We start from the raw sequence: 21,012 nt of genomic DNA, 5'->3' as shown, positions 1-21,012 counted from the left end.
GCGGGTTCCTGAGCGCTGCGCGCTCAGGACTGAACGGGGCTCGCTGCGCTCGCCCGAGGGAGTCACACCTCGCTGCGCTCGGTGGGGGCTGCTTCGCAGCCCGGGGCCGGCCTTCGGCCGGTAGCTCTCCGCTTCGCTTCGAGCTGGAGTCCTGCGCTTCGCTCCGGACTGCTCCGGTTCCGCTGCGCTCCACCGGAGAGGCCCGCTACGCGGGCCGGAACTCTCTTGCTCTACTCGGGAAGTGACCCCGTTTCACGGGGTCCGGGCCTTCGGCCCGTTGGGGTGTCCGCTTCGCTCCCACCCCAGCCCTTCCGGCTCCGCCTCCAGGGCCAAGGGCCCGCTCCGCGGGCCCAGCGCCAGCAGCAGAGGTGGCCTGTGCTAGGTGTGATGGCCTCGGCTGGGAGCTGTCTGGCTCAGGGAGCGAAGTACCAGCAGTACAGGGGCTGGCCCAGATCTCCTGCTGTACGAGCCAGATCGGCTACCTCTGTGAGGATCTCAACCGCCATCTCTGCCGGGGCCCCGTCCTTCGCCTCGGCAAGCTCGACCCACTGGGCCGCAACCTCAAAAAGCTGGCCCCTACTCGCCGCCGCCAGCGCCGAACACAGTCTCCCCGGGACCTCGAACACCATGAAACCGTCATTCTTCATCGGCACCACAGCACGCAGGTCCGATGCCACACCCCCGACGAGGAGAATCTCCCAGTCCTCCACCGCATCATCGGGAAAGAAGTCCGCACACCCGAACGCCGGAAACCCATGACCACGACGTCCCGGCCCCACGACAACGGCCGCCCCGTCGTCCGGAGCCACAAAGAACTCAACAACACGCAGCATGATCCGATCATGCCAGCCTCCAAAGTTTGCTTCATTCAAACTCCGGATCGACTCAGGAGAGCAGACCTCCACCCGGACCTCAGGCATGCCCTTGCTGTCGCGGATAGGTGAAAACTCCGGCTGGAACGTCATCGCTCGTCACCGTGAAAGCCGCAACGATCTGTCACCACCCCCGCCATGTCGAGCCCGTCACCAGCGCGAACAACACTCCATGGCCACGGTCAACAGGCGAAGGCTACGGTCTTGCCGCGTGCGTCGGTGACCGTCTGGATGCGGTCGCCGATGTCGTAGGTGGTACGGGTGGTGCCCTTGTCGGGGTCGTTGACCTCGATCGGGCGCCCACGCATGTCGTACTTGTAGGACCAGACGCTGCCGCTCTGGTCGGTGACGGAGTCCAACTGGCCCTTGGGCGTGTACGCGTACTTGGTGCTGTGCGCGACCGGGCCGGTGGGGTCCTCGCCGGCGAACTGCAGGAGTTCGGTCTTACGACCCTGGGCATCCAGGATCGCCTTGGTGGGGGTGTCGCCGGCGTCCGGGGTCATCGTCGCCGGGTCGCGGTCCGGGGACCAGGCCTGGGTCAGCCGCCCCAGTGCGTCGTACCGCATGACGGTGCGTCGCTTGTTGGCGTCCTCCTGTGCCACGGGGAGGCCGCGGCCGGGGTCCATCTCGTTGGTGCTGGTGTGTCCCAGGGTGTTGGTGGTGGTGACCTTGGTGACGATGGCGCCGGATGCCGGGGTGTATTCGGCCCGGGTGGTCTTGCCGTAGACGTCGGTGGTCGAGGTCATCCGGCCGTACGCGTCGTGCGTGCTGGTGCCGGTCAGGACGTACGTGGGTGTGGTGCCCTCGTAGGATGCGAGGCTTTCGCCCTTGACCCGTGTTGCCGACCTCGTCGTATTCGACCTTGATGTCGGAGGCTACGCGGGTGGGACGCTGAGCTGCGCCGTCACAGGGGACGGTGAGCTTCTCGATTCGGGTCTGGAGGGCGAACATCCAAAGAGACACACTCTAGGCCGGGCGGGTACGTCGAGCGGCTCTCGCGAGCACCGTACAGGTGTGGCCAGTTGCGTGCTGCGCGCAGACCGGGACGCGGAGTTTCAGCTGGGCAGTAGTGCGTCGAGGGCGTCGAGGAGTAGGTCACCCAGGGGCCGTGATCCGGTACCGAACGCAGCCGCCAGCAGATAGCCCATGGCAGCGTCCTGGGGCGTGGGGTGGACGTTCTGCCGCCAGGTGGCGGTGACTGAGCCGTCTCCGCGGGAGCTGAACTCGCCGATGCGCTTTTTGCCCTTCAACAGCTTGCTGGCGGCCGGAGAGCAGGGAGTGAGCCGGTAGCGGGTGCTCCCCGCCCGGGTGTCGACGCGGTAGGAGCGGCGGGGCAGCCAGGCCCGGGCGGGTGCGACGGCGGCTGACCGGCTGTCGATGGTGAGGCTGAGGTGGCTGCCGTCCCGGGTGCCGATCGGTGCATACCGGTTGGGTCTGGCCTGTGCGGCACGGGTCAGCAGCGCATCCGGAAGGCCCGGGCCCCGTACATTCACGGTTCCCCCTTCGGTGTCGAGGAGGACCTCGATGACACCGAAGATCTCGTCTGTCACCACGGGCGAGCCGCCCCCCTCGCCGGTGAAGGGAGGGTCTTCCGGTTCGGGGTACGGCAGTGTCGGATCGTGCATCGCGAAAACCTTCGAGGGGTGGGTAGGACTGTATTCAACCGCGAGCCGGTGACTGCCGCGAGCCGGCGCCGCGCCGCTACAGGCAGCCGTAGCGGACGCAGCGGGATAGAGATAGAGGTTCCACTCTGGCGGCTGGACGCCCGCTGGAGCAGGCCGGCGTTGCCCATGACGGCGTGAGACCGGCAGCGGTGTGTGGATCGGCCCATCGTTGCATCCGGCCCCTGGCGGCCGTTGCGGGCCGTGTGACCAGGGGGGCGGGTTGCCTCCTCGGGGCAGGCGTGGGGCCTTGCGGGCAGTACCTCTTGGCAGGGTGGTCCGGCTGGCGAAGGCCAGGAGCGGCAGGCGGGGGGCGGGTGAGCGTTTCCGCCCGGCGCATGCCCGGCTGGGCCGGCGCGGGCGGCGTTGTCAGCCTGGCTGTCGCTGCTACGGCAGCGGCCTGGGCCAGCGTCGCTATGTGGCTGGCGCCTGCCTGGCTGGCCTGCGGCCCGAGGCCTGCTGAGCGCGTATGCCTGATCTGTTCAGTGAGGGGGTCGGCTGGCGGCCCCGAGCGCGGATGTGAGCACGTTCAGGGCCCGGCAGCGGTAGACCTCCGCGGCCGTGTCGCTGGCGCGCAGGGCGTACGGCGTGTCCGGGTCTGCGGCGACCTCCGGCTCAACCACCGCCCAGCCAAGATGACGACGACTGGTGACGTCGTCCGCGCCACCCCGGAACGTGCACTGCGGGCGTAGGCGGCCCCGTGCTTCCCCACCGTTCTCGTCCGTTCGCCCTACGGCAGGGGAGTGCAGTGGTCACTGCTGCCCCCATAGCTCACTGGACGCCAGGGGCACCGGCCCGGCCCTCACCCGCGCACGCCATACCGGCGCACCCCCATCCCCCCTGGCCACCTTCCCTAGTCTGCCCGCAGCTACGGGACGTCGCCCCGTCACCCGAACCGGCCAGTGCCTCCACCTGATGGCGCGCCGCACCGCACCGGGCCGCACCGGACCGGACCGGACTGGGGCCATGATGAGCACCACCGCGCACCGCACCAGGTGAGTTTCCGCCTTGGCGGGGCCGCCTGGTCCCTGCGACAGCAAACGATTCGGGCCGTCGGCTGGTGGGTGGCCGTCACTGCGGTTGTAGCTGAACACCCGTCGGGGTGGATTTTTTTCCGGCCGGGCAGGGGACATTTCCACCCATGCCGACCTGGGGCCGGCCAGATTCTGCGCCACATGCTCACGCGCTCAAAGGAGCAACGATGCGTCCTGTCCTTCATTGGGTGCCTGCCCTGGCACTTGCTCTTGCGGGGCCAGCATTCTCCGCTCACGCTGTGGACGGCTCCACCCCGCTGTCCGCTCCCCGCTCTGCGCCCGCTCCGCTCTACGCCTCGCCGGACCCGATCCCGGGCCGTTACATCGTCGCCGTCCAGGAGCAATCCACACACCGGGACATCACCGCGGCCCTCCCGGGCATCGAGGTCGAGCGCACCTACTCCCGGGTCCTGAACGGCTTCTCAGCGGCTCTGACACCCGCGCAGCTGGATGCGGTCCGCCACCATCCTAGTGTGCTGGCGGTCGAGCAGGACGCCGAAATCCGGGGAGACTCGACCGGCCCTGGAAGTCGCAGCAACCGGGTGTCTGCAGCCAGCTGGGGCCTGGACCGCATCGACCAGCGCGACCTGCCGCTGGACGGCCAGTACAACGTCAAGACGATCGGTCTGGGTGTGAACGCCTACGTCATCGACAGCGGCATCGAGTTCGCCCACCCCGAGTTCGGGCTGCGGGCCCGCCGCGGCTTCGACGCGGTCGGCGACGGCCAGAACGGCAACGACTGCGATGGCCACGGCACCCAAGTCGCCGGGGTCCTCGGCGGGAAAACGTACGGGGTGGCCCGCGGCGTCAGCCTCATCTCCGTACGGGTCCTGAACTGCGAAAACTCCGGCAGCTCCTCCAAGCTCATCGCGGGCATGGACTGGGTCGCCCTCCACGGCAAACAGCCCGCCGTCGTCAACATTTCCGCGGGCGGCACGAATTCGCGGCTGATCGACGAGGCCGCCAACAGGCTGGCGGAGCAGGGCTTCCCGCCGTTCGTGTCGGCGGGCAACCTCAACGTGGACGCCTGCACCCGGTCCCCTGCGGGCGCGGAACGCAGCATTGCTGTCAGCTCCACCAACAAGGACGACTCCAGGCGCCAGACCAACGCTTACGGCCCCTGCGTATGGATCTTCGCTCCAGGTACAGACATCGAAACCGCCGACCTCACCACGGAGGAGGGGACCACCACCGCCAGCGGTACATCGGTGGCAGCACCCCACGTCGCCGGTGTCGCCGCCCTCTACAAGGGACTCCACCCCCTGGCTAGCACCGAAACAGTCAGGCTCTGGCTCGCCGAACAGGCCACCGAAGGCCGCCTGACCGGCATCGGAACAGGCTCGCCCAACCGCCTGCTATACACAGGAGGACTCTGAGAGCGGGCTGCTCCCGTCCAGCGGGCCGCCCACCAAATCGACGTAGTCGTGGCTCGGTACCGGGCCCGGGTCAGGGTCATCCGGGTCCGCCCCGTACGCCTGTCGGTCCCACCACGCAGCATCCACCCGCCCACCCTCTCACCGCCGGGCCGACCGCCGGCCGGGGATGCGGAGTCCAGCCCCGGACGGGTGAACCGGCCCGGCCCGCCGCGGGGACCCGGCGGGCGCGGCCGGACCGCGGGCCACAGGCCCGCACGACCTGATGGAATTCCTGCGCCGTGCCGGCCTCGACCCCGATGACGTCAACCTGGACGACACGGCGCTGATCGAATGGCGCGGCGGGGGCCCAGCCGCATGGACACCCGACTCACCTTGAGCCCCCAGCGCCAAAAGCCTGGAGCCGGCCCGTCTCACTCCCGGACGGCCGAGACCCGGCCAGGCACCCCGCCCGCGCCCACGGGCGGGCTCCGGCCGCAGCTGCCCACACGCCCTTGAACACCGGTACGGAACACGGCATCCCGAAGGCGCGGACAGCACGGGCGCGCTCCCTGGTGGAGCACGCCCATCAGCATGCCGCCGGGGCCCGTCAACAGGGCCCCCGGCCAGCGAGCCCGTCGACCATGCCCTCGGACGCTCCCGCGGCGGACTGACCACCAAAATCCATCTCGCGGCGGACGGCCGCTGCCGACCGCTCGCGTTCGTCATCACGCCAGGCCAGGCCGGCGACGCGCCCGCGTTCACCCAGGTCATGGCTGGCTTACGAGTGCCTCGCCGGATCGGCCGTCCCAGGATCACGCCCGAGCTGGTCCTGGCCGACAAGGCCTACTCCTTCCGCGCGAGATCACTCGCTCCGCGCGAGCGGCACTCTTCAGTTCCGAGGTAGTGCCGCGGGCCGGGGCTACGTGGTTGACATACTCGGTGATGGCGTTGTAGCCCGCCCACGCCGTTCCGCGGATCCCTGCCTGGGTGTCCGCGTGCTCGAAGAGGTTCCGGATGGTGTTCCAGCAGGTGAGCTGGTTGTTCTTCTTCCGGGTGCTGTCGCCGTTGGCGACAGGCCACAGCTGCTCCACGACCGACCGGAGCATGGGGGTGGTCATCTCCGCATCGAGCATGCGCTGGGCGGCCTTCTCGAACTCCTCGGCGTACTTGAAGGTGAGTCCCAGCGCCTGGCAGGCTTGGGCGATGCGTCCGCCGGCGCCGGAGGTATGTCGGACCGTGTAGCTGCTCTTCGCGTTGCGGAGCCCGGCCCGCAGGGTGTTGGCGCACACCACCCTCACGGGGGTGACGACGATCCGGAAGGCGCTGGAGCCGTCGTGGGAGTTGAACGCGGCGATGGAGAGGTCCACCTCGTCGCTCCGGCCGATCGTCATCGACTGGGGCAGCTTCATGGTCAGGAAGACCTGGCGGCCGCCCTTCAGCGGGCCCGCGGTCTCGAAGTGAGCGCCGGACTCGTCGACCAGGTAGTTCAGTAACTCCGCGTGCTCTTCGTTCTGGACCGGGGTGTAGTCCGGGCCCACCACGGCCAGCGTCTCGGGGCGCCCGATCGTCGGGTGGGTACGCATGCTCGCGCGGTGGTTCGGCACCTCCAGCAGCGTCGCGCCCTCGGCCGTCAGCTCGGTCGCGTGCAGGCCGACGAGGCGGACGTTCCAGCCGTCCAGCGCGGCCAGGCGCATCGCGTCCTCAGCCGTCAGGGCCTCCGTCGTCACGGTGCCCAGCCGGTGCCAGGCGCTCTTCTGGGCACTCACGAACGCCGCCGTACCGTCGCTGAACTGCTCAATCCGATGCGCCGACGAGCTGGGCTACCTGCCCCTGCCCGAGGACGGAGCATCCGCTCTGTTCCAGGTGATCAACCAGAGGTATCTGTAATCCTCGACGATCTTGACGACAAACGTCGGGATCGCCGACTGGGCCGGCGCCTTCGGCGACGCCACGGTCGCCGCCGCGATGCTCGACAGGCTCCTGCACCGGGCCGCAGTCGCCGGCATCGACGGCCCCTCCTACCGGCTGCGCGGCCACCAGAACCAGGCCGAAGCCATCCGAGCCGGGGTGAACGCCCGTGTCTCCTGACAACACCCCCGACACCACCGAGGTCACGTCCGAGATGGCCCGCCGCTGCCCGGTCTGCGAGACCGTCTTCACCGTCGCCACAGCCACCAGCCGCCAGGTCTTTTGCTCACCCGCCTGCAAGGAGACCAACCGCCAGAGCAACCCGTCCAGCAGACCTGTCCCGTCTGCGAGAACGAGTTCACCACCACCGCGGGCCGCAAGCGCATCTACTGCACCGAAGAGTGCCGCATCACCGCCCGCACCAGCGAAGACATCCGGGAAAAGCGCACCTGCCCCGTCTGCGACGACCCCTTCGAAACCCTGAAGACCACCCGCCAGATCTACTGTTCACCGACCTGCCGCAAGGATGCGGAACGCAGACGCGACCAGGCTCGCGATGAAGACCGGGCCCGCCGGCTCGGCGAGGCCGCAGGCATGCCCTCACTGGAGCTGCCACCGCAGCCCAGGCCCGTCAGCCGACCCGCGTCACGCCAACTGACCCTGGAAGGGGACCCGTTGGAGCCGACCGCGACCCGGAACTGTCAGCACTGCCAACAACCGGTCACCATCGTCGCGCTCCTGGCGACCCCGGAAGCCGCCCGCCCCTCTGTCCCCACGGCCATCCCCGACATCGTTCCGTTGCGGAGGACTCCCTGACGTCCACCGACCGTCACTGATCCCCGGGCCCGCCGACCTGACGGTCGGCGGGCCCACACCGTCAGTCCATCGAAGGCAACCGGTCCAGTTCGCTGCCGATCGCATCCCGCAGCACATCGTGCTGCGGACCGAGTCTGAATCGCTCGGCACTCCACCGCTCACGCGGATAAAGCCACACAGGCTTGCCCACCAGCTCGGCCGGCTCCCACTCGAAGCGCGGCCAGACATGGGCATGCAAGAACGGATCAGTGTTCCCGAGGATCTCCAGGTTGACCCGGCGGAAATCAGGGTCCAGCTGCCGACAGGCCCGCTCAACCGCTTCTCCGAGTCGGTCCATGTCGGACAGAAACGACATCCGCTTGGCCCTCGGCAGGTCAGACAGCCGCTGAACATTCGGTTCATCCACGAGGAGAACCGAGTAGCCCGGCAGGAACTGAACGTCGCCGATCACCGCAAATCCCGACTCAAGCCGCCGCAGCACGGTCGGGTTCTCGCCCCGCAGAGCAGCCCCGATCCGATCCATCCGCCAGTCACCAGTCATGGCCCGAACCTATCGGCGATCAAGACCCGCTCTTCGCTCCCCACCCTCCCCACTCACTTCAAGGGCCAACGAAGCGAGGCGAGGAGCGACCCCGGCCGTTTTCAAGAATCGCCATCATCGTCGCTCGAGTCGGTCCAGGACCCGCTCGGGCGCGTCACCCGGCTGGAGCGCGACCAGGCCGGCCGCATCGTGGTGATGACAGCGGACGACGGCGAACGCACCACCGCCGCGTACAACGAGCTCGGCCGCCCCATCGAGGTGGTGGAACGCGGCGGTAGGCGGTACGCCTACGAGTACGACGAGGCCGGCAACCTCACGGCGGCCGTGGATCCCGACAGCACGCGCACGGAGTACTCCCACGATGCCGCCGGAGCCGTCACCCGCATGCGCTCCTCCGCGGACGGGCCGACATCGGTCACCCATGACGCGGCCGGACTGCCGATGGTGATCACCGCGCCCAACGGTGCTCGTGCGGTCTGTACCCGTGACGCTTTCGGGCGCGTCATCTCGGTCACCGACGCGCTGGGCGGGACCCTGCGGCAGGGCTGGACCATCGAGGGCATGCCGTCCTGGCGTGAGCTTCCGGACGGCACCCGCGAAGAGTGGACGTGGGACGGCGAGGGCAACCTGCTGACCCACACGGACCGCACCGGCCGGGTCACCCGCCACGCGCACACCCACTTCGACCGGCCAACCGGGCGGTCGGGCCCGGAGGGGACGGAGTACGGCTTCGGTTACGACGCTGAACTGCGCCTGACCGAGGTCACCGATGCGGTCGGCCGGGTCTGGCGCTACCAGCGCGACCGTGCGGGAAGGCTCGTCTCGGAGACGGATTTCGACGGCCGGACTCTCACCTACGCCTACGACGCGGTCGGGCGCCTGGTCAGGCGTACGAATGCCGCCGGACAGAGCCTGACCTACGACCGCGACGCCCTCGGCAGGGTGACCGGCATCCGCTCCGACGACGGCACCGCCACCACCTTCACATACGCGGCGACCGGGGAACTGGCCGAGGTGATCAGCGAGCAGGCGCGGATCACCTTCAGCACGGACACGGCCGGGCGGGTGGTCGCCGAGACCGTCAATGGCCGGACCATGGCCTACACCTACGACGAGGTGGGACGCCTCATCTCGCGCCGCACACCGTCGGGAGCCCTCACCAGCCTGGCCTACACCGTGGACGGCCTGACCTCCTGTCACGTCGGTGAGCACGTGTTCCGCTTCGAGCGCGACGCGATGGGCAGGGAGACGGGCCGCACTCTCGACGACTCCCTCGAGGTGGTCCGGGAACTCGATCCCGTCGGGCGGCTGACGTACCAGGCCGTCACCAGTGCAGGCGCAGCCGTGCTGGAGCAGTTCTTCACCTACCGGGCGGACGGCATCCCGGTGGAGATCGATGACACGCTGGGCGGCAGCCGGGTCTTCGCCCTGGACTCCGTCGGCCGGGTCACCGGCGTGCAGGCGCAGGGCTGGAACGAGCAGTACACGTACAACGCCGCCGGCGATCAGACACACACGGCCTTTCCCTCCCGGGCACCCGGCTCGGACCACGGCGGTGAACGCGCCTACGACGGGACCCGTCTCGCCCGCTCCGGCAGGACCAGGTATACCTACGACGCGCAGGGCCGGCTGAGCAGCCGCACCACGCGGACCCTCAGCGGACGCCAGTTGACCTGGAGCTTCTCCTGGGATGCCAGGGACCAGCTCACCGAAGTCCACACCCCGCAGGGCACGGTGTGGCGCTACCTCTACGACGGGCTCGGCCGGCGGATCCGCAAGGCGCACCTCTTCCCGGACGGCTCGGTCCTGGAATCGGTCGACTACACGTGGGACGGCCCACAGCTGGCCGAGCAACACAGCGGCGGCATCACTTTGACCTGAGACTATGCGGGGCTGTACCCGCTGGCTCAGCGCGAGGTCCGCAATGACCCGGACCGAAGTGAGATCGACCGCCGGTTCTTCGCGATCGTCACCGACCTCAACGGCGGCCCTCAATACCTGCTCACCGCTGAGGGCGAGGTCGCCTGGCAGGCCAGAGCCATGGCCTGGGGTGCCACCCAGTGGAATCGTGGTGCCACGGCCTACACCCCGCTGCGCCATCCGGGACAGTACTTCGACGCCGAGACCGGGCTCCACTACAACCTTCACCGCTACTACGATCCCCACACCGGCCGCTACATCAGCCCAGATCCCCTCGGACTGGCGCCGTCGACCAACCCCTACGCCTATGTCCCCAACCCGTTCGTCCTGAGCGATCCGCTCGGGCTGGCGGGCTGCGACCGTGACCACACCTGGGGCGGCAAGGTCGTCTTCAGACGCGACGAGCACGGCCGCCCCTACGAGATGCACGCCACCATCACCCTGGACATGCTCGACGAAGGCACCCACGCCAACAACAGCATCCGCCCCCCGGGCTTCGTGCACGGCACCGATCACAACCAGGCCCGCGCGCACATGCTTGCCCGTATGCTGGGCGGCACCGGAGATCATCCAGACAACCTGTTCACGCTCACCCAGAACCCGACAAACTCCCCACACATGCGCGATCTGGAACAAATGATCTACAACGCTGTGGCCGGCGACCCCGCCAACAACGTCGCGGGACAGACCGTCCAGTACAGCGTCTACCTCGACTACACCGACGACCTGCCGGACTCCGTTCCCTCACGTGTGTTCATGCAGGCCGACGGCTCCAACGGCTTCCGGATGGACACCGACTTCGCCAACCCCGACCACGCAGCCCAGCAGGACCGACGCCGCCGAGGAATCCGTTGACCGACATCCACGACCTGACCCGCCTGTGCCCGCCGCCGGGCACCCCCATGAACATCCGCTGGGAGCCAGTGGAGGAAGCCCTAGAAATGGCGCTCCCCACCGACTACAAGCAGCTCGCCGACACCTACGGGCCGGGCCGGTTCAACGACTACCTCGCTGTCTTCCACCCCCACGGCGTCAGCCAGTACGTCAATCTGACCGGACCAATGCCTTCCCGCATCCGCGGGCAGCTGCGCGAGCAGGCTCAGCAGGGCCGCATCCCGGTTCCCCATGACCCCGACACGCTGTTCGCGATCGGCTCTACCGACAACGGCGAGTACCTCTTTTGGATCACCGACCCCGCCAACGCCCCTGACCGCTGGCGCATCGCCGTCAACGAGGCCCGGGGCCCCCACTGGTACACCTTCGACGGGAACCTGACCTCCTTCCTCACCTCGCTCCTGTCCGGGCAGACCCGCGTACCTCTCTTTCCGCGCGGCCTCACCGACCAGACACCCACCTTTGCCCCGTCCCGGCCCATCCTTTCGAAGCCCCAGCCCTTCCACGACCAGCCCCCCACCAACACCGCCGCGATCCGTGAATGGGCACGAGCAAACGGCTACAACGTCCCGCCCCGTGGACGCATCCCGCTCCATGTCCGTACAGCGTGGGAAGACGCTCACAAAACCTGACCGGCACCGCCACCGGCGAGCTCTTCGCCCTCCCCGGCTTCCGCCGCCTCATAGAGGAGCGGATGCTGGGGGAACGAGACCCGTCCGATCGCGCCTCCGTATCGCTGCTGACGGAGACGGACCCTGCCGCCCGACCGGCGGGTGCCCGGCCGGGACAGCCGCAGGCCGGTTCCCTCCGATCGCCGGGCGTGCCTTCGCTTGTCGTCAGGTCCGGTAGACAGTCAGCTTTCCCAGGACGTGCGTCGAGGGCGGTCCCCAGTTGGACGGCGTCTCCTGCCGGGCCTAGTCCGTCGGTGGCGGAACGGTGAGGCCCGGCGTCGAAGTAGTAGACATTGGCCGACCCTTCATCGGTGACCAGGTGCGGGCCCGACCACGCCTGCGCCGTCGTACGGATGGCCGCCGCGCTGAGCAGGGGGTTTGGTGAACATCCGGCGCAGCCGCATGAGGCCCCCCGAGGTGATGATCCCCTCGTCTGAGGTGCTGGCCAGCGGGGAAAGGTCGGATTCCTGTGCCGGTCCTTCGGCGGGGATATCGCCGGTCAGGAGCAGGGCGAGCATGATGGGAACGGCCTTCCGGCGGAGTTGCTGCTGGTGTCGTCCAAGCGGTGGATGTGGCTGGCGGGAAGGGAAAGGGCCAGGGATCCGGCCATGCCGCCGATGTAGACCGGCTACGAGGCGCAGGTGCCGGCCCGGGTGGAACAGCCGCATCTGGAGGTGAGCACGAAGTCGCTCACGGTGGCGTTGTGGGTTCACGCGGCGTGCGCGGTGCTGTGCGTGGCCGCAGGGGTCGGCTGGATCGGCGGCGGGTGGAGCCTGCTGGCGGTGGTGCAGCTGATCGGGACCTCCGTGTTCTACTCGGCCGGGCAGAAGCCTGTGCCGGGCAAGCACCGGCAGCTGCGGCCCGCGGCCGGCGCGCTGGCCGTCACCAGCGTGGCGGTGCCGTTGCTCGCCTTCGGGGTGCTGCCGTGGTGGGTGTAGCTGCTGCCGCTCGTGTGCTGGGCCGGCGCCTACGGCCGGGCCAACGAAGCGAGCGGAACCGACGCGTGGAAGGCGAAGGCGTGAGCGGATACGACTCCCTGGGTGTGGGTGAGGAACACGGCCGCCGTATCGACGCGCTCAAACGCCAGGCCGACGAGGGCGCGCTGGTGGGGCGGGAGCCGAACGATCAACCGGGCCCTGTCAGCAGCACAGATCTTCCGCCGGGCCCGCTGCAGCCCCAACCGCATGGCCGTCATCGCCGCAGCCATCCTCACCCTGGAACGTCAACGCTGATGAATCTCATTGCCCTTCCAGGCGGAGGACGGATCGGCAATGGCCGTCAGCCAGTGGGGAACCGTCTCACGACCAGACAAGCCGCCCTTCGGCAACGGAACAGACCGGATAGTCCCCCGCGCCGATCCTCGTCAGCATCTCCGCCACGGAGTCGAAGTAGTGAGCCAGTGACGCGTACTCGCCGGTGACCGTGGGCTCACCCACGAACCACCTGCCGATACGTCCGTCCCTCGCGTCGATGAACTTGCCCATCCAGCCGTCCTGGTCCGACAGACACGGGATCCACTCGTTACGCCAGAACGGGTAGTCCGGCTGGTCCGGCGGGTCGAATCCGCAGGGCGTGGAACGGTTCGCGTAGAGCCTCTCCATCGCCCGGATGCCCAGAAAGAAGCTCCCCTCGTCGGGGAACCCATCGAAACCGCAACATTGCACTTCGTCGTCGAAATCTTCCTCCGACAGATCCAGATTGTTCCGCAACAGCCACGTCCGCAGGTCCCCGTGCAGGGAGATCCCCATCCGTTCCTCGGCTGCCGCGAGCATCTGCTCCGTAGCGGGCCCGGGCAGATCCGCGTGATCGGCCGGCGCGTGCTCCCGAAGCAGACTCATCACACGCGACCAACTCTCGGCCACACTCATGGCCCTCTGTCCTCTCCACAGGGATGCCTCTGTCCGACTACACCACTGCGGAGGTCGGGAAGTACGGGCCGGAGAACCTTGCACGGATGATACTTCGAGCATGCGTTCTATCTCTCCCTGTGATCGTCCTCCGCCCCGAAGTGCCGAGCCAGCCCCTCAGCGAAGTGACCGCCCGCGACTTTCCACAGACAACCCACCGTGCCCGGCGGGCCCAGCCGAGGAGATCCCAGGGCTCAAGCGAGGACCATGGCGTCACCCTGGAGTGGCGAAGCTGAAAATGCTCAGTGAGCTCACAGCCCAAGACCAGGAACTGAACAGCCAGCTCACCTGGCTTGAACACGAAAATCAAGATCTCGAACGGAGACTCGCCGGAACCAAAGACGATCTCCTCGCCTCCCGGGCCAGCCTCCGGCCCATGATCCGAACCGAGAACACCTGAGAGGCCGTCTCAGTGGCGATGCTTCAGCTACTCGACCGTGCTCGTGAGAAACGTGCGGAACTCGGCGGCGAGGTTTCGCATCTCCTCCCCGGCCGCGTGCACGGTGGTGGTCTCGAAGTGCCATTCCTCGGACGGCGGCCGGTCATGGATTCCCCACGTCACCTGGACGTAGCCACCCGGGCGATGTTCCGCCGAGAGCGTCAGGTCGCGTTCCAGCGAGCGCCAGGCTCGCGATCCCTCCCAGCCGCGGAAGTCCTCGGCCAGCGAGGAGAGGAAGGTGTCGAGACCGTCGCCGTCCCACGTGCGCACCAGGGTCTCAATGGCCACCCATTGCCCACGAGCTTTCACGAGAAAGTCGAGCGTGGGGTCGTCACCGAACGGTCTCGTCGGCTCGGAAAACAGCAGGTAGACCGCCCGCGGTCCGGGATCTTCCACGCGAATGGCAGGGCCATCTTCGATCCCGGATGCACAACCTCGCCCTCGCCGGATAGGCCCACGGGCGGCACGGCGGGCCGTCATGCCCCAGATGACTCGGAGATCATTTACGAGACAGCCCTGAGGTAGGCGTTCCAATCGCGAGCTGCTCGGCGGGTCCATTGCAGAGCAGAGGTGATGCTGATGCCGTAGCGGCCGCACGGGGCCTCGCCGACGCCCCCCGCACGCCCCGCTACCAGGCACAAGACCAAGCCCAGGAAGATCAAGGCGCGTCCGCGCCGTACGCCCCCACCGCGCCGCCCGGTGCAGCCTGCACCCGGGAGCGGCGCCGGGGCCGCGGACATGGCCGCGCTCTGCCGTGCCGCGCACGGCGTGACCAGCACCGCTGTCACCGCGCTGTGCCACCAGACGTACGGGCGCTGACCTGTCCCTCACCATTGCCGGTGTGTGGCAGCACGCCGCCGAGGAGAACCAGCGCCACGAACTCCAGGCCAAAGCCGCCGCCTACAAGGGCCGCTCAGGCGCCGCGCTCGACCTCGACGGCGTCAGCACCGACCTGGTCGCCCACTGGAACCGCGACAAGCAGCGCATCACCATCGAGCTCCGCTCGTACTTCGACAACAACGCCACCTACCTGCGACTGGACGGGACAGGGAACTCGGCCGGCAAAAGCGCCAGCAGCACCCGCAAGGACGGGTGGTTCCCCAAGGCTCCAGAGATCGTGCTTCCGGTGTCCGATCCCCTCGCTGACGTGACGGTCCGGGTCGCAGCCGGGGGGAAGGACTGGAAGGAAGGATCCCGGGCTCCGTCCCAGACCGTCCGCCTGTCCCCCACCGGCATCGCGTACGACGCCGACACCGGCCAACGACTCAAGTCCGACCTTGATTGAGCGCGATCGGGCCCCCAGGCCGCCCCCACGAAGGGGTGACCCGGGGGCCTTCTGCGTTCTAGTGGCTCGTCTCGCTTGCTTGGCTCGGGCCTTGCTCAAGCGCTGTTGAGCCACCTTGAACAACCACGCCTTGGGGTTTTCCAACGAAGAGACCCGCCAGCCCAAGCAGCACCGGGACACCCACCGCGGTCAGAACCTCAACGCTCACTGGCCGACTCCGCCTGCCTCGCGCCACAGCCCCTTGCCGCAGCCCTGCCTACTACAGGCTTCGAGGCCCTCCTCAGGTTGAAGAGGGCCTCAAGATCTTTCCGGGCCAGCGCAGCCACCCTTCGGCCGGGGACGGATCTGCGCGCGCACCTCAGCCGTGGAAGTGCTGGAAGTGCTTCTCCATCTGCCGAATCTCCTCGGCGTCCAGCCCCTTCTCGCGCGCCCACACCGAAAGAGCCTCCTCCCCGAAGTTGTCGACGGAGTCGTACGTATCCCCGATCGACTCGATCCGATGCCAGGGATAGAACACCTCCCCAACCAGGAAAGAAACACGATCAGGGCGGTGCTCGCTGTTGTTGAGGGAGTAGTTCCAGCATCCAGTGAGCGTGATCCCCCGGTCATCCCGGGCCAGGAACCGTCCCAGTACGTCGATCGACTCGACCAGCTCCGGATCGTTGTCCAAGACATTCGTCAGCGTCACGGTCTTCAGGTCCTCGTACAAGCCCACGATGTGCCTCTCATCAGCCAAAACGGATCACCCGGCACAACTGCTGCAGTTGCCCATAGGCAACCGCACCACCCCAAAACCGCAACTCCCCTTGCCCAGGGCTCGCGCCAGCCGAACCCCTCCAGGCCCCCCGCACAGCTCCCATCAGCCCTGACCAGCCAGGCTTATCCGCCCCAGCAGGGCCGCATCCCCCACACGCACACCACCGTTCGGAACCCGTGGTCGGCCGGCACTAACGTGGCGCGCCGTGAGCAGCAAATACGCCCACCTCGGCCGCCTGGGCCACTGCTGGCGGTGCGGAGACTCCGTCCAGGGCTACCCGGACCACGACGGCCAAGAAGTCGTCCTCGACGTCCGCGAAGCACCCACCCACCTCGTACCCGAAGACCTCCGCTGGAGAGTCAACGGCAACGGCATCGCCCTCCCCCTCGGCTGGACCGACCCCACTGACACCGTCCGCATCCGCCACGAACCCGTCTGCATCGCCAGCCCCCGCCCCGGCCCCGAACCCCTGCGCAAACACCTCAACCGCGCCCACCCCGTCGCCCGGGGCCACGAGAACGTAGCCGCAGCCCTCTCCGACCAGCTGCGCGGCCAGAACCGCAACCCCACTCCGGACGACGTCCGCACAGTCCCCTGCCCCCGTTGCGACGCAGAACCGGACTTCCAGTGCGCCGACACCTCTGGCATCCCCCGCACGGCCAACCACAAGGAACGCGTCGCCGCGTTCCACCAGGCCCGCTACGACGCCTTCCCTGTCCCACAGGTCGCCGGCCAGACGACCCGCCTGCTCCGCCCCTCACGCCACCAAGTCCGCACCATCCCGTGTCCCCGCTGCCCCGCCCCCGCAGGCCAGCCTTGCACGGACAACAGCGGACAGCCCCGGACCGCCAACCACATGGAACGCGTCGACGCCTACACCAGCGACATCTGAAGCACACAGCAAGGAAGCCCACCCCAAAAGGGATGGGCCTCGGCGAGCCCCCGCCAGGTGGTCAGAACAGAGTGTCCTGGTCAGGTTCCTGGCGCGGGAACGGGGCGACGTCTTCGCCGTTCCACTTCGCTTCCAGGCGCTTGCGCCAACCGGACGGGGGAGGCCACGGCACTCCCCACTCGGCAAGCTGACTCTTGGTCCAGCCACCGTTCGCGGTCTGCGCGGCGGATACCTCGTCGGGCGAGGGCACGTAGCTCGTCATGGCACGGATGATTCCCAGCTCCTCAACAGCCACGCGCCATCGCCCGAATCCACGAGCTGACCCGCCCCGTGTCGCACTCATCAGCGACACGAGGTCCACCCCGTACCGGGGTGGACCTCGACGAACTCGCGCCGGCCTCGCTCAGCCGCCGCCGTTCTCCCGCCGGTCTTCCGGACGGACGGAGGCGACCTCTGCCTGCTAGCAGGCCGCCTCGAGCTCCGCGACTTCGTGCGCGAGCTCCATCGCCTGCTCCAGGCTGTACCGGTAGGCCCCGGCGCGGCCGATGTCGCTCTAGTACCGCCAGCCCTCGCTGTCGACCCAGGCCCGCAGCCCTGAGACCGCGCGCCGTCCGTCACCGCCCACCGCTCCCCGGCGCCGTCCGGCTGCCGCCGTCCCGCTTCGCCGAGCTGGAGCCCGGATCTTCCCGCGCCGACCTCGCCCGCCTGCTCCCGGCCCGCGCGTTCCCGTATCCGCCCGACCACATCCGCTCCGCACCCCGGCCGGCGGGCACCGACTGCGAGTTCTACCGCTCCGGCCGGGACCTGCTGGCCCAGGTCGACCTCTACCGGCTCTGCTGGTCGGACGGTGCCCTGGTCTCCAAGGACGCCATCAAGGCCACTTAGAACTCCTAACGAAATGATCTTCTGGGTGGTCGGATCGCTCCGGGACCGTTGATCAGGGGGGATGGCTCGACCGAAGCCATGGGATGTCCATGACGAACGGTGGGCGTTGACCGAACCGCTCCTGCCGACGGTCGAGCGCCGGTCTCGGCATCCTGGGCGGAAGCGGCATCCGGACCGGTCGGTGTTCCAGGGCATCCTTTTCGTGTTGCACACGGGGATCGCGTGGGAGCACCTGCCGCAGGAACTCGGCCTCGGCTCGGGTATGACCTGCTGGCGCCGCTTGGCCGAGTGGACCGAGGCCGGCGTGTGGCCCCGGCTGCACCAGGAACTCCTGGCGAAGCTGCGCGGCGCGAACGCCCTCGACTTCTCCCGGGCGGCGGTCGACGGCTCTCACATTCGGGCGCTAAAGGGGGCCCCAAGACGGGACGAAGTCCTGTTGACCGGGACGGGCAGCAAGCACCATCTGATCACCGACGCCACCGGCATCCCACTCGCCGTCACCCTGACCGGCGGCAATCGCAACGCCGTCACCCAGCTCGTTCCGCTACTCGAAGCCATTCCACCGGTGCGGGGCAAGCACGGCCGGCCCCGACGCCGCCCGGACATCGTGCTCGGTGACCGCGGCTACGACCACGACAAGTACCGCCGCCTCGTCTGGGCCTTCGGTGTGAAACCGGTGATCGCCCGACGCGGCACCGGGCACGGCTCCGGACTGGGCACCCAACGCTGGCTCGTGGAGCGTGCATTCGCCCGACTTCACTGGTTCCGCCGTCTGCGGACCCGCTGGGAGATCCGCGACGACATCCACGAAGCCCTCCTGATCCTCGGATGCGCCCTCATCTGCCGGCGGCGACTTGTCTCCCTACCCTGACAACATCGGAACCCAGTAATCCATCACCTGGCGCAGACGCTCGCGGTGGTCGGCAATCCAGCCATCCGGCGGGACGAGCGGCACCCGCACGGTGACCATGGACCCGGATTCATCCTCCACGACCACCTCCGGGCAGTCACGCTCGCCCGTGAGCTGGATGAAGATGGACGGCCCGCTGCTCATCTCCATCCAGGCCACGTCTTCGCCAGCGTCAAGCCGGTCCAGTGCGTCGGCCCAGCTCTCCAACCTCGCAACGTAAAGCGCCAGGTCGATCCGGCCGGACACGAACGGCGTCTTGACGACGATCTCCGCGTCGAGCCCGGCGGTCCACCCGGAGCTACGTCCCAGAACATTGACCGAGACGCTATTGCCCTCGTCATCAGCAAGCGAGAGGAGCTCCCTCGAGGGGCTGTCGCCCATAGCTGCCCTTTCGTCGGCGAATACCAAGCGATCCTCGCCCGACCTGAGGCCATCCTTCATCTCATTTTGCTAGGAGTTCTTAGCAGGGTGGTCCGGTACCGGCCGCTCACCATCGAGCGTCACAAGCCTGCGAGGGCGAGTAGCTGGTGCATCACTGTGGTTGGCAGGCTCGGGTTTGCGGCTGCAGTGGCCGCGACGGATTCCGACGGATCAGAAAGCAGCCGCGTCAGGTCCTCAGCCGGAAGTCGGGGATGGGGCGCGATGGTGCGGCGGACCATGTGGTCGGGGTCAGCCGCTAGCCGGCGCGCGAGTTCCACGGGCAGGTCGGGGTCCCGCGGGGCCAGCTGCCTCATTCTGGGGTCGGGGTCTGTGGCCAGGCGCCGCAGTACATCTGCCGGAAGAGAGAAGTCGTCGGCCGGCCGCCATCTGATCATTTTGTCCGGACGGTAGGTTCGCTCAATGCGCTCGGCGGTGTCGGGATCGATCCGGTCTCGGGCGTGAAGAGCCATCGTGGTTCGCACGCTGCTCTCCTCGTCGTCGAGCAGTTGGGCGACGAGCGGCGGCGGAAGGTGGTCGGACATCGCGGCCGAGGCGCGGAAGCAGACGTATGGCGAGTCCACGTACGGCTCGGGGTCGGCCGTCACCCACGGCAGGCGCAGTGTCCGGAGCTCCGCGCGGGCTATCTCGCCCGTGATTTGCCGGTCGAGCTCGTCGTCGTCCAGCTCTTGGGGGTCCGCGAGCCAGTCCAGCGCAGGCACGTCGGACACGATCTGTACATGAATCGCAGCCCGGATCGGCTCCGGTGTGTCCTGACGGGCGAAGACACGGAGTGCAACGCGCAGGTTGGGATCCTGGGCAAGCTTGTCGCGCAGTGCCGGCGGCAGGTCGGGGTGCTCCGCGAGTTCCTCGCGCACCTCATCGTTCGGATCTTCGGCCAGCTGGTGGGCGGTGGCGGTGTCCAGCCTGCAGTGGCGCACCGCCCCGGCGCGCGTGACCGGGTCGGCCAACAGGTCCGGAACGAGGTCTGCCGGCGGAACGGGATGGGGAAGCCGGCGAAAGTAGGTGGCGCAGGCCCCTGCTCGTACTGAGTCGTCGGGTCTGTCAGCAGCAATCGGCGCACCGGTTCCGGGGCCGTCGTCCACCATTGGGCAAGCGTCGCCCGGACCTTCGGGTTCGAGTCCGTCGCCAGCCGGGTGCGCAGGTCTGCTGGCATGTGATCGCTCTCCGCCAAGTGTTCGCGGACCTGCGGGTCGCCGTCGTCGAGCAGCAGCTCGAACAGCTCGCGCGGTGCGCTGTCCGCTGCAACGACCAGAGCCCTGCGTATCGCGGGATCCGGGTGCTCCGCGAGAATCATCCGGAAGGCCTGCGGGAGGCTGCGGTTCAGGGCGAGAGAGTGTGTGAGCCAGTGATCGTCTGTGGCAATGATCTGGGCGATCACGCCATCGCTCAGGTCCGGCCGCTTGGCCACCCTGCCAAGGCCCTTGCGGTATCCGAGGAGCCGGTGGACGAGCTCAGACGGTAGTGCAGGGTTCTCCGCCAGCCCGTCCACCACCTTGTCGAGATGCACCGGCGGCGGTATGGCGTCCGACATGGCAAGCGGCCCTTCTGCCTCGGCGATCCGACCACCGGAGTCTCTCACGCGCGTTCGTTGGGGATCCGGCGGTCGTGACGGGCACCTCCTTCTTTCCGCGGTCGCGGCGGCATGTGACACGGCGAAACCACATCGCGGACCACCTCCAAAGCTGAAATGCCCGACCGCGACGTCCACGCAGCAGTTCACAAGGGGCAGGCGGCCCGGTGGTACTGCCCCCAGAGCGCACTGGACGCCAGGGCACCGGGCCTTGCACGCACGCCATATCGGCACGGGCCACCCGCACCCTAACC

At 68.4% G+C, this 21,012-nt stretch carries 23 protein-coding genes and 2 pseudogenes; 13 read left to right on the top strand and 12 right to left on the bottom strand.

The features are described 5' to 3' along the window. Positions 1 to 413 precede the first annotated feature (413 nt). The 3 genes from EF918_RS17535 to EF918_RS17525 form a co-directional block, all read right to left on the bottom strand. A complete protein-coding gene (locus EF918_RS17535) occupies positions 414 to 965 on the bottom strand; it encodes a hypothetical protein (protein WP_125646770.1) in 552 nt (183 codons plus the stop codon). An 89-nt stretch (positions 966 to 1,054) separates the two neighbouring features. After that, on the bottom strand, positions 1,055 to 1,618 hold the full coding sequence (locus EF918_RS17530) for an RHS repeat domain-containing protein (protein ID WP_125646767.1): 564 nt from the start codon (positions 1,616 to 1,618) through the stop codon (positions 1,055 to 1,057). Positions 1,619 to 1,927: 309 nt separating this feature from the next. Then, entirely contained in the window at positions 1,928 to 2,497 is a 570-nt protein-coding gene (locus EF918_RS17525) for a hypothetical protein (protein WP_260610309.1), read from the bottom strand. A 1,309-nt stretch (positions 2,498 to 3,806) separates the two neighbouring features. On the opposite strand from EF918_RS17525, the gene EF918_RS17520 reads away from it, so the two are divergent. Together EF918_RS17520 and EF918_RS17515 are read left to right on the top strand one after the other, a co-directional pair. Further along, positions 3,807 to 4,943: a S8 family peptidase gene (locus EF918_RS17520; protein ID WP_260610308.1), complete on the top strand. Its 1,137-nt coding sequence runs from the start codon at positions 3,807 to 3,809 to the stop codon at positions 4,941 to 4,943. Between the two features lie 622 nt (positions 4,944 to 5,565). Next, positions 5,566 to 5,778 (top strand): annotated as a pseudogene (locus EF918_RS17515) (transposase); the annotation flags it as partial. Here the strand turns inward: EF918_RS17515 and EF918_RS17510 are convergent. Next, entirely contained in the window at positions 5,735 to 6,688 is a 954-nt protein-coding gene (locus tag EF918_RS17510) for a DUF932 domain-containing protein (protein ID WP_260610307.1), read from the bottom strand. The pseudogene EF918_RS17515 and the gene EF918_RS17510 sit on opposite strands and share 44 nt — an antisense overlap. Before the next feature lie 133 nt (positions 6,689 to 6,821). Here EF918_RS17510 and EF918_RS17505 point away from each other — a divergent pair, with 133 nt between their 5' ends. Together EF918_RS17505 and EF918_RS17500 are read left to right on the top strand one after the other, a co-directional pair. After that, positions 6,822 to 7,010 (top strand): ATP-binding protein, encoded by a 189-nt coding sequence (locus EF918_RS17505; protein ID WP_221889722.1) that lies wholly within the window; start codon positions 6,822 to 6,824, stop codon positions 7,008 to 7,010. Between the two features lie 102 nt (positions 7,011 to 7,112). Further along, positions 7,113 to 7,646 carry a hypothetical protein gene (locus EF918_RS17500; protein WP_221889721.1) on the top strand — a complete coding sequence of 178 codons (534 nt, stop codon included), beginning with the start codon at positions 7,113 to 7,115 and terminating at the stop codon, positions 7,644 to 7,646. Positions 7,647 to 7,707: 61 nt separating this feature from the next. Here the strand turns inward: EF918_RS17500 and EF918_RS38255 are convergent, their stop codons facing one another. Next, positions 7,708 to 8,187: an HIT family protein gene (locus tag EF918_RS38255; RefSeq protein ID WP_125646776.1), complete on the bottom strand. Its 480-nt coding sequence runs from the start codon at positions 8,185 to 8,187 to the stop codon at positions 7,708 to 7,710. On the opposite strand from EF918_RS38255, the gene EF918_RS17490 reads away from it, so the two are divergent. The 3 genes from EF918_RS17490 to EF918_RS17480 all read left to right on the top strand — a co-directional run bounded on the left by EF918_RS17490 (position 8,080) and on the right by EF918_RS17480 (position 11,633). Then, entirely contained in the window at positions 8,080 to 10,068 is a 1,989-nt protein-coding gene (locus tag EF918_RS17490; protein WP_312847836.1) for a hypothetical protein, read from the top strand. The two genes, EF918_RS38255 and EF918_RS17490, sit on opposite strands and share 108 nt — an antisense overlap. 159 nt (positions 10,069 to 10,227) lie before the next feature. Beyond that, a complete protein-coding gene (locus EF918_RS17485) occupies positions 10,228 to 10,962 on the top strand; it encodes an RHS repeat-associated core domain-containing protein (RefSeq protein WP_125646755.1) in 735 nt (244 codons plus the stop codon). Continuing rightward, a complete protein-coding gene (locus EF918_RS17480; protein ID WP_260610306.1) occupies positions 10,959 to 11,633 on the top strand; it encodes an Lsr2 family protein in 675 nt (224 codons plus the stop codon). The genes EF918_RS17485 and EF918_RS17480 overlap by 4 nt, the downstream gene beginning before the upstream one ends. Positions 11,634 to 11,977: 344 nt before the next feature. On the opposite strand, the gene EF918_RS17475 is transcribed toward EF918_RS17480, so the two are convergent. After that, a complete protein-coding gene (locus tag EF918_RS17475; RefSeq protein WP_125646752.1) occupies positions 11,978 to 12,190 on the bottom strand; it encodes a hypothetical protein in 213 nt (70 codons plus the stop codon). A 135-nt stretch (positions 12,191 to 12,325) separates the two neighbouring features. On the opposite strand from EF918_RS17475, the gene EF918_RS17470 reads away from it, so the two are divergent. Beyond that, positions 12,326 to 12,610 carry a hypothetical protein gene (locus EF918_RS17470; protein ID WP_125646749.1) on the top strand — a complete coding sequence of 95 codons (285 nt, stop codon included), beginning with the start codon at positions 12,326 to 12,328 and terminating at the stop codon, positions 12,608 to 12,610. 210 nt (positions 12,611 to 12,820) lie between these two features. Next, a pseudogene (locus EF918_RS17465) lies at positions 12,821 to 12,904 on the top strand (IS5/IS1182 family transposase); the annotation flags it as partial. Positions 12,905 to 12,970: 66 nt separating this feature from the next. On the opposite strand, the gene EF918_RS17460 reads toward EF918_RS17465, so the two are convergent. Next, positions 12,971 to 13,540, bottom strand: coding sequence for an SMI1/KNR4 family protein (locus tag EF918_RS17460; protein WP_125646745.1), 570 nt, complete (start codon positions 13,538 to 13,540; stop codon positions 12,971 to 12,973). A 466-nt stretch (positions 13,541 to 14,006) separates the two neighbouring features. Further along, positions 14,007 to 14,414: a DUF6228 family protein gene (locus EF918_RS17455; protein ID WP_125646742.1), complete on the bottom strand. Its 408-nt coding sequence runs from the start codon at positions 14,412 to 14,414 to the stop codon at positions 14,007 to 14,009. Positions 14,415 to 14,859: 445 nt separating this feature from the next. Between EF918_RS17455 and EF918_RS17450 the strand changes: the two genes are divergently transcribed. Beyond that, entirely contained in the window at positions 14,860 to 15,303 is a 444-nt protein-coding gene (locus EF918_RS17450; protein WP_125646739.1) for a hypothetical protein, read from the top strand. A gap of 358 nt (positions 15,304 to 15,661) precedes the next feature. Here EF918_RS17450 and EF918_RS17445 read toward each other — a convergent pair whose 3' ends face one another. Continuing rightward, entirely contained in the window at positions 15,662 to 16,018 is a 357-nt protein-coding gene (locus tag EF918_RS17445) for a hypothetical protein (protein WP_125646736.1), read from the bottom strand. Positions 16,019 to 16,265: 247 nt separating this feature from the next. On the opposite strand from EF918_RS17445, the gene EF918_RS17440 reads away from it, so the two are divergent. Beyond that, positions 16,266 to 16,952, top strand: coding sequence for a DUF6083 domain-containing protein (locus tag EF918_RS17440; protein WP_125646733.1), 687 nt, complete (start codon positions 16,266 to 16,268; stop codon positions 16,950 to 16,952). 61 nt (positions 16,953 to 17,013) lie between these two features. Here EF918_RS17440 and EF918_RS17435 read toward each other — a convergent pair whose 3' ends face one another. Next, entirely contained in the window at positions 17,014 to 17,214 is a 201-nt protein-coding gene (locus tag EF918_RS17435; RefSeq protein WP_125646729.1) for a hypothetical protein, read from the bottom strand. 684 nt (positions 17,215 to 17,898) lie between these two features. On the opposite strand from EF918_RS17435, the gene EF918_RS17425 reads away from it, so the two are divergent. After that, on the top strand, positions 17,899 to 18,708 hold the full coding sequence (locus EF918_RS17425; RefSeq protein WP_125646726.1) for an IS5 family transposase: 810 nt from the start codon (positions 17,899 to 17,901) through the stop codon (positions 18,706 to 18,708). Here EF918_RS17425 and EF918_RS17420 read toward each other — a convergent pair. Both EF918_RS17420 and EF918_RS17415 read right to left on the bottom strand, forming a co-directional pair. Then, the gene (locus EF918_RS17420) at positions 18,700 to 19,188 is read right to left on the bottom strand and encodes a DUF5959 family protein (RefSeq protein WP_125646723.1); all 489 of its coding nucleotides are present in this window, start codon (positions 19,186 to 19,188) and stop codon (positions 18,700 to 18,702) included. The two genes, EF918_RS17425 and EF918_RS17420, sit on opposite strands and share 9 nt — an antisense overlap. Before the next feature lie 59 nt (positions 19,189 to 19,247). After that, the gene (locus EF918_RS17415) at positions 19,248 to 20,273 is read right to left on the bottom strand and encodes a hypothetical protein (RefSeq protein ID WP_260610305.1); all 1,026 of its coding nucleotides are present in this window, start codon (positions 20,271 to 20,273) and stop codon (positions 19,248 to 19,250) included. Between the two features lie 86 nt (positions 20,274 to 20,359). On the opposite strand from EF918_RS17415, the gene EF918_RS38240 reads away from it, so the two are divergent. Then, complete coding sequence (locus tag EF918_RS38240; RefSeq protein WP_260610304.1) at positions 20,360 to 20,650, top strand: hypothetical protein; 291 nt, start codon at positions 20,360 to 20,362, stop codon at positions 20,648 to 20,650. Positions 20,651 to 21,012: the final 362 nt, after the last annotated feature.

Source organism: Streptomyces sp. WAC06614 (genome assembly GCF_003949795.1).
Taxonomy (GTDB): Bacteria; Actinomycetota; Actinomycetes; order Streptomycetales; family Streptomycetaceae; genus Streptomyces.
This window is presented reverse-complemented; position numbering and strand designations above follow the sequence as displayed.

Excerpts from the sequence above, each read along its gene's own strand:
- EF918_RS17535 (WP_125646770.1), bottom strand. The coding sequence starts at position 965 with ATGACGTTCCAGCCGGAGTTTTCACCTATCCGCGACAGCAAGGGCATG.
- EF918_RS17530 (WP_125646767.1), bottom strand. The coding sequence starts at position 1,618 with ATGACCTCGACCACCGACGTCTACGGCAAGACCACCCGGGCCGAATAC.
- EF918_RS17525 (WP_260610309.1), bottom strand. The coding sequence starts at position 2,497 with ATGCACGATCCGACACTGCCGTACCCCGAACCGGAAGACCCTCCCTTC.
- EF918_RS38255 (WP_125646776.1), bottom strand. The coding sequence starts at position 8,187 with ATGACTGGTGACTGGCGGATGGATCGGATCGGGGCTGCTCTGCGGGGC.
- EF918_RS17485 (WP_125646755.1), top strand. The coding sequence starts at position 10,228 with ATGGCCTGGGGTGCCACCCAGTGGAATCGTGGTGCCACGGCCTACACC.
- EF918_RS17475 (WP_125646752.1), bottom strand. The coding sequence starts at position 12,190 with ATGCTCGCCCTGCTCCTGACCGGCGATATCCCCGCCGAAGGACCGGCA.
- EF918_RS17460 (WP_125646745.1), bottom strand. The coding sequence starts at position 13,540 with ATGAGTGTGGCCGAGAGTTGGTCGCGTGTGATGAGTCTGCTTCGGGAG.
- EF918_RS17435 (WP_125646729.1), bottom strand. The coding sequence starts at position 17,214 with ATGACGAGCTACGTGCCCTCGCCCGACGAGGTATCCGCCGCGCAGACC.
- EF918_RS17425 (WP_125646726.1), top strand. The coding sequence starts at position 17,899 with ATGGCTCGACCGAAGCCATGGGATGTCCATGACGAACGGTGGGCGTTG.
- EF918_RS17420 (WP_125646723.1), bottom strand. The coding sequence starts at position 19,188 with ATGAAGGATGGCCTCAGGTCGGGCGAGGATCGCTTGGTATTCGCCGAC.
- EF918_RS17415 (WP_260610305.1), bottom strand. The coding sequence starts at position 20,273 with ATGGTGGACGACGGCCCCGGAACCGGTGCGCCGATTGCTGCTGACAGA.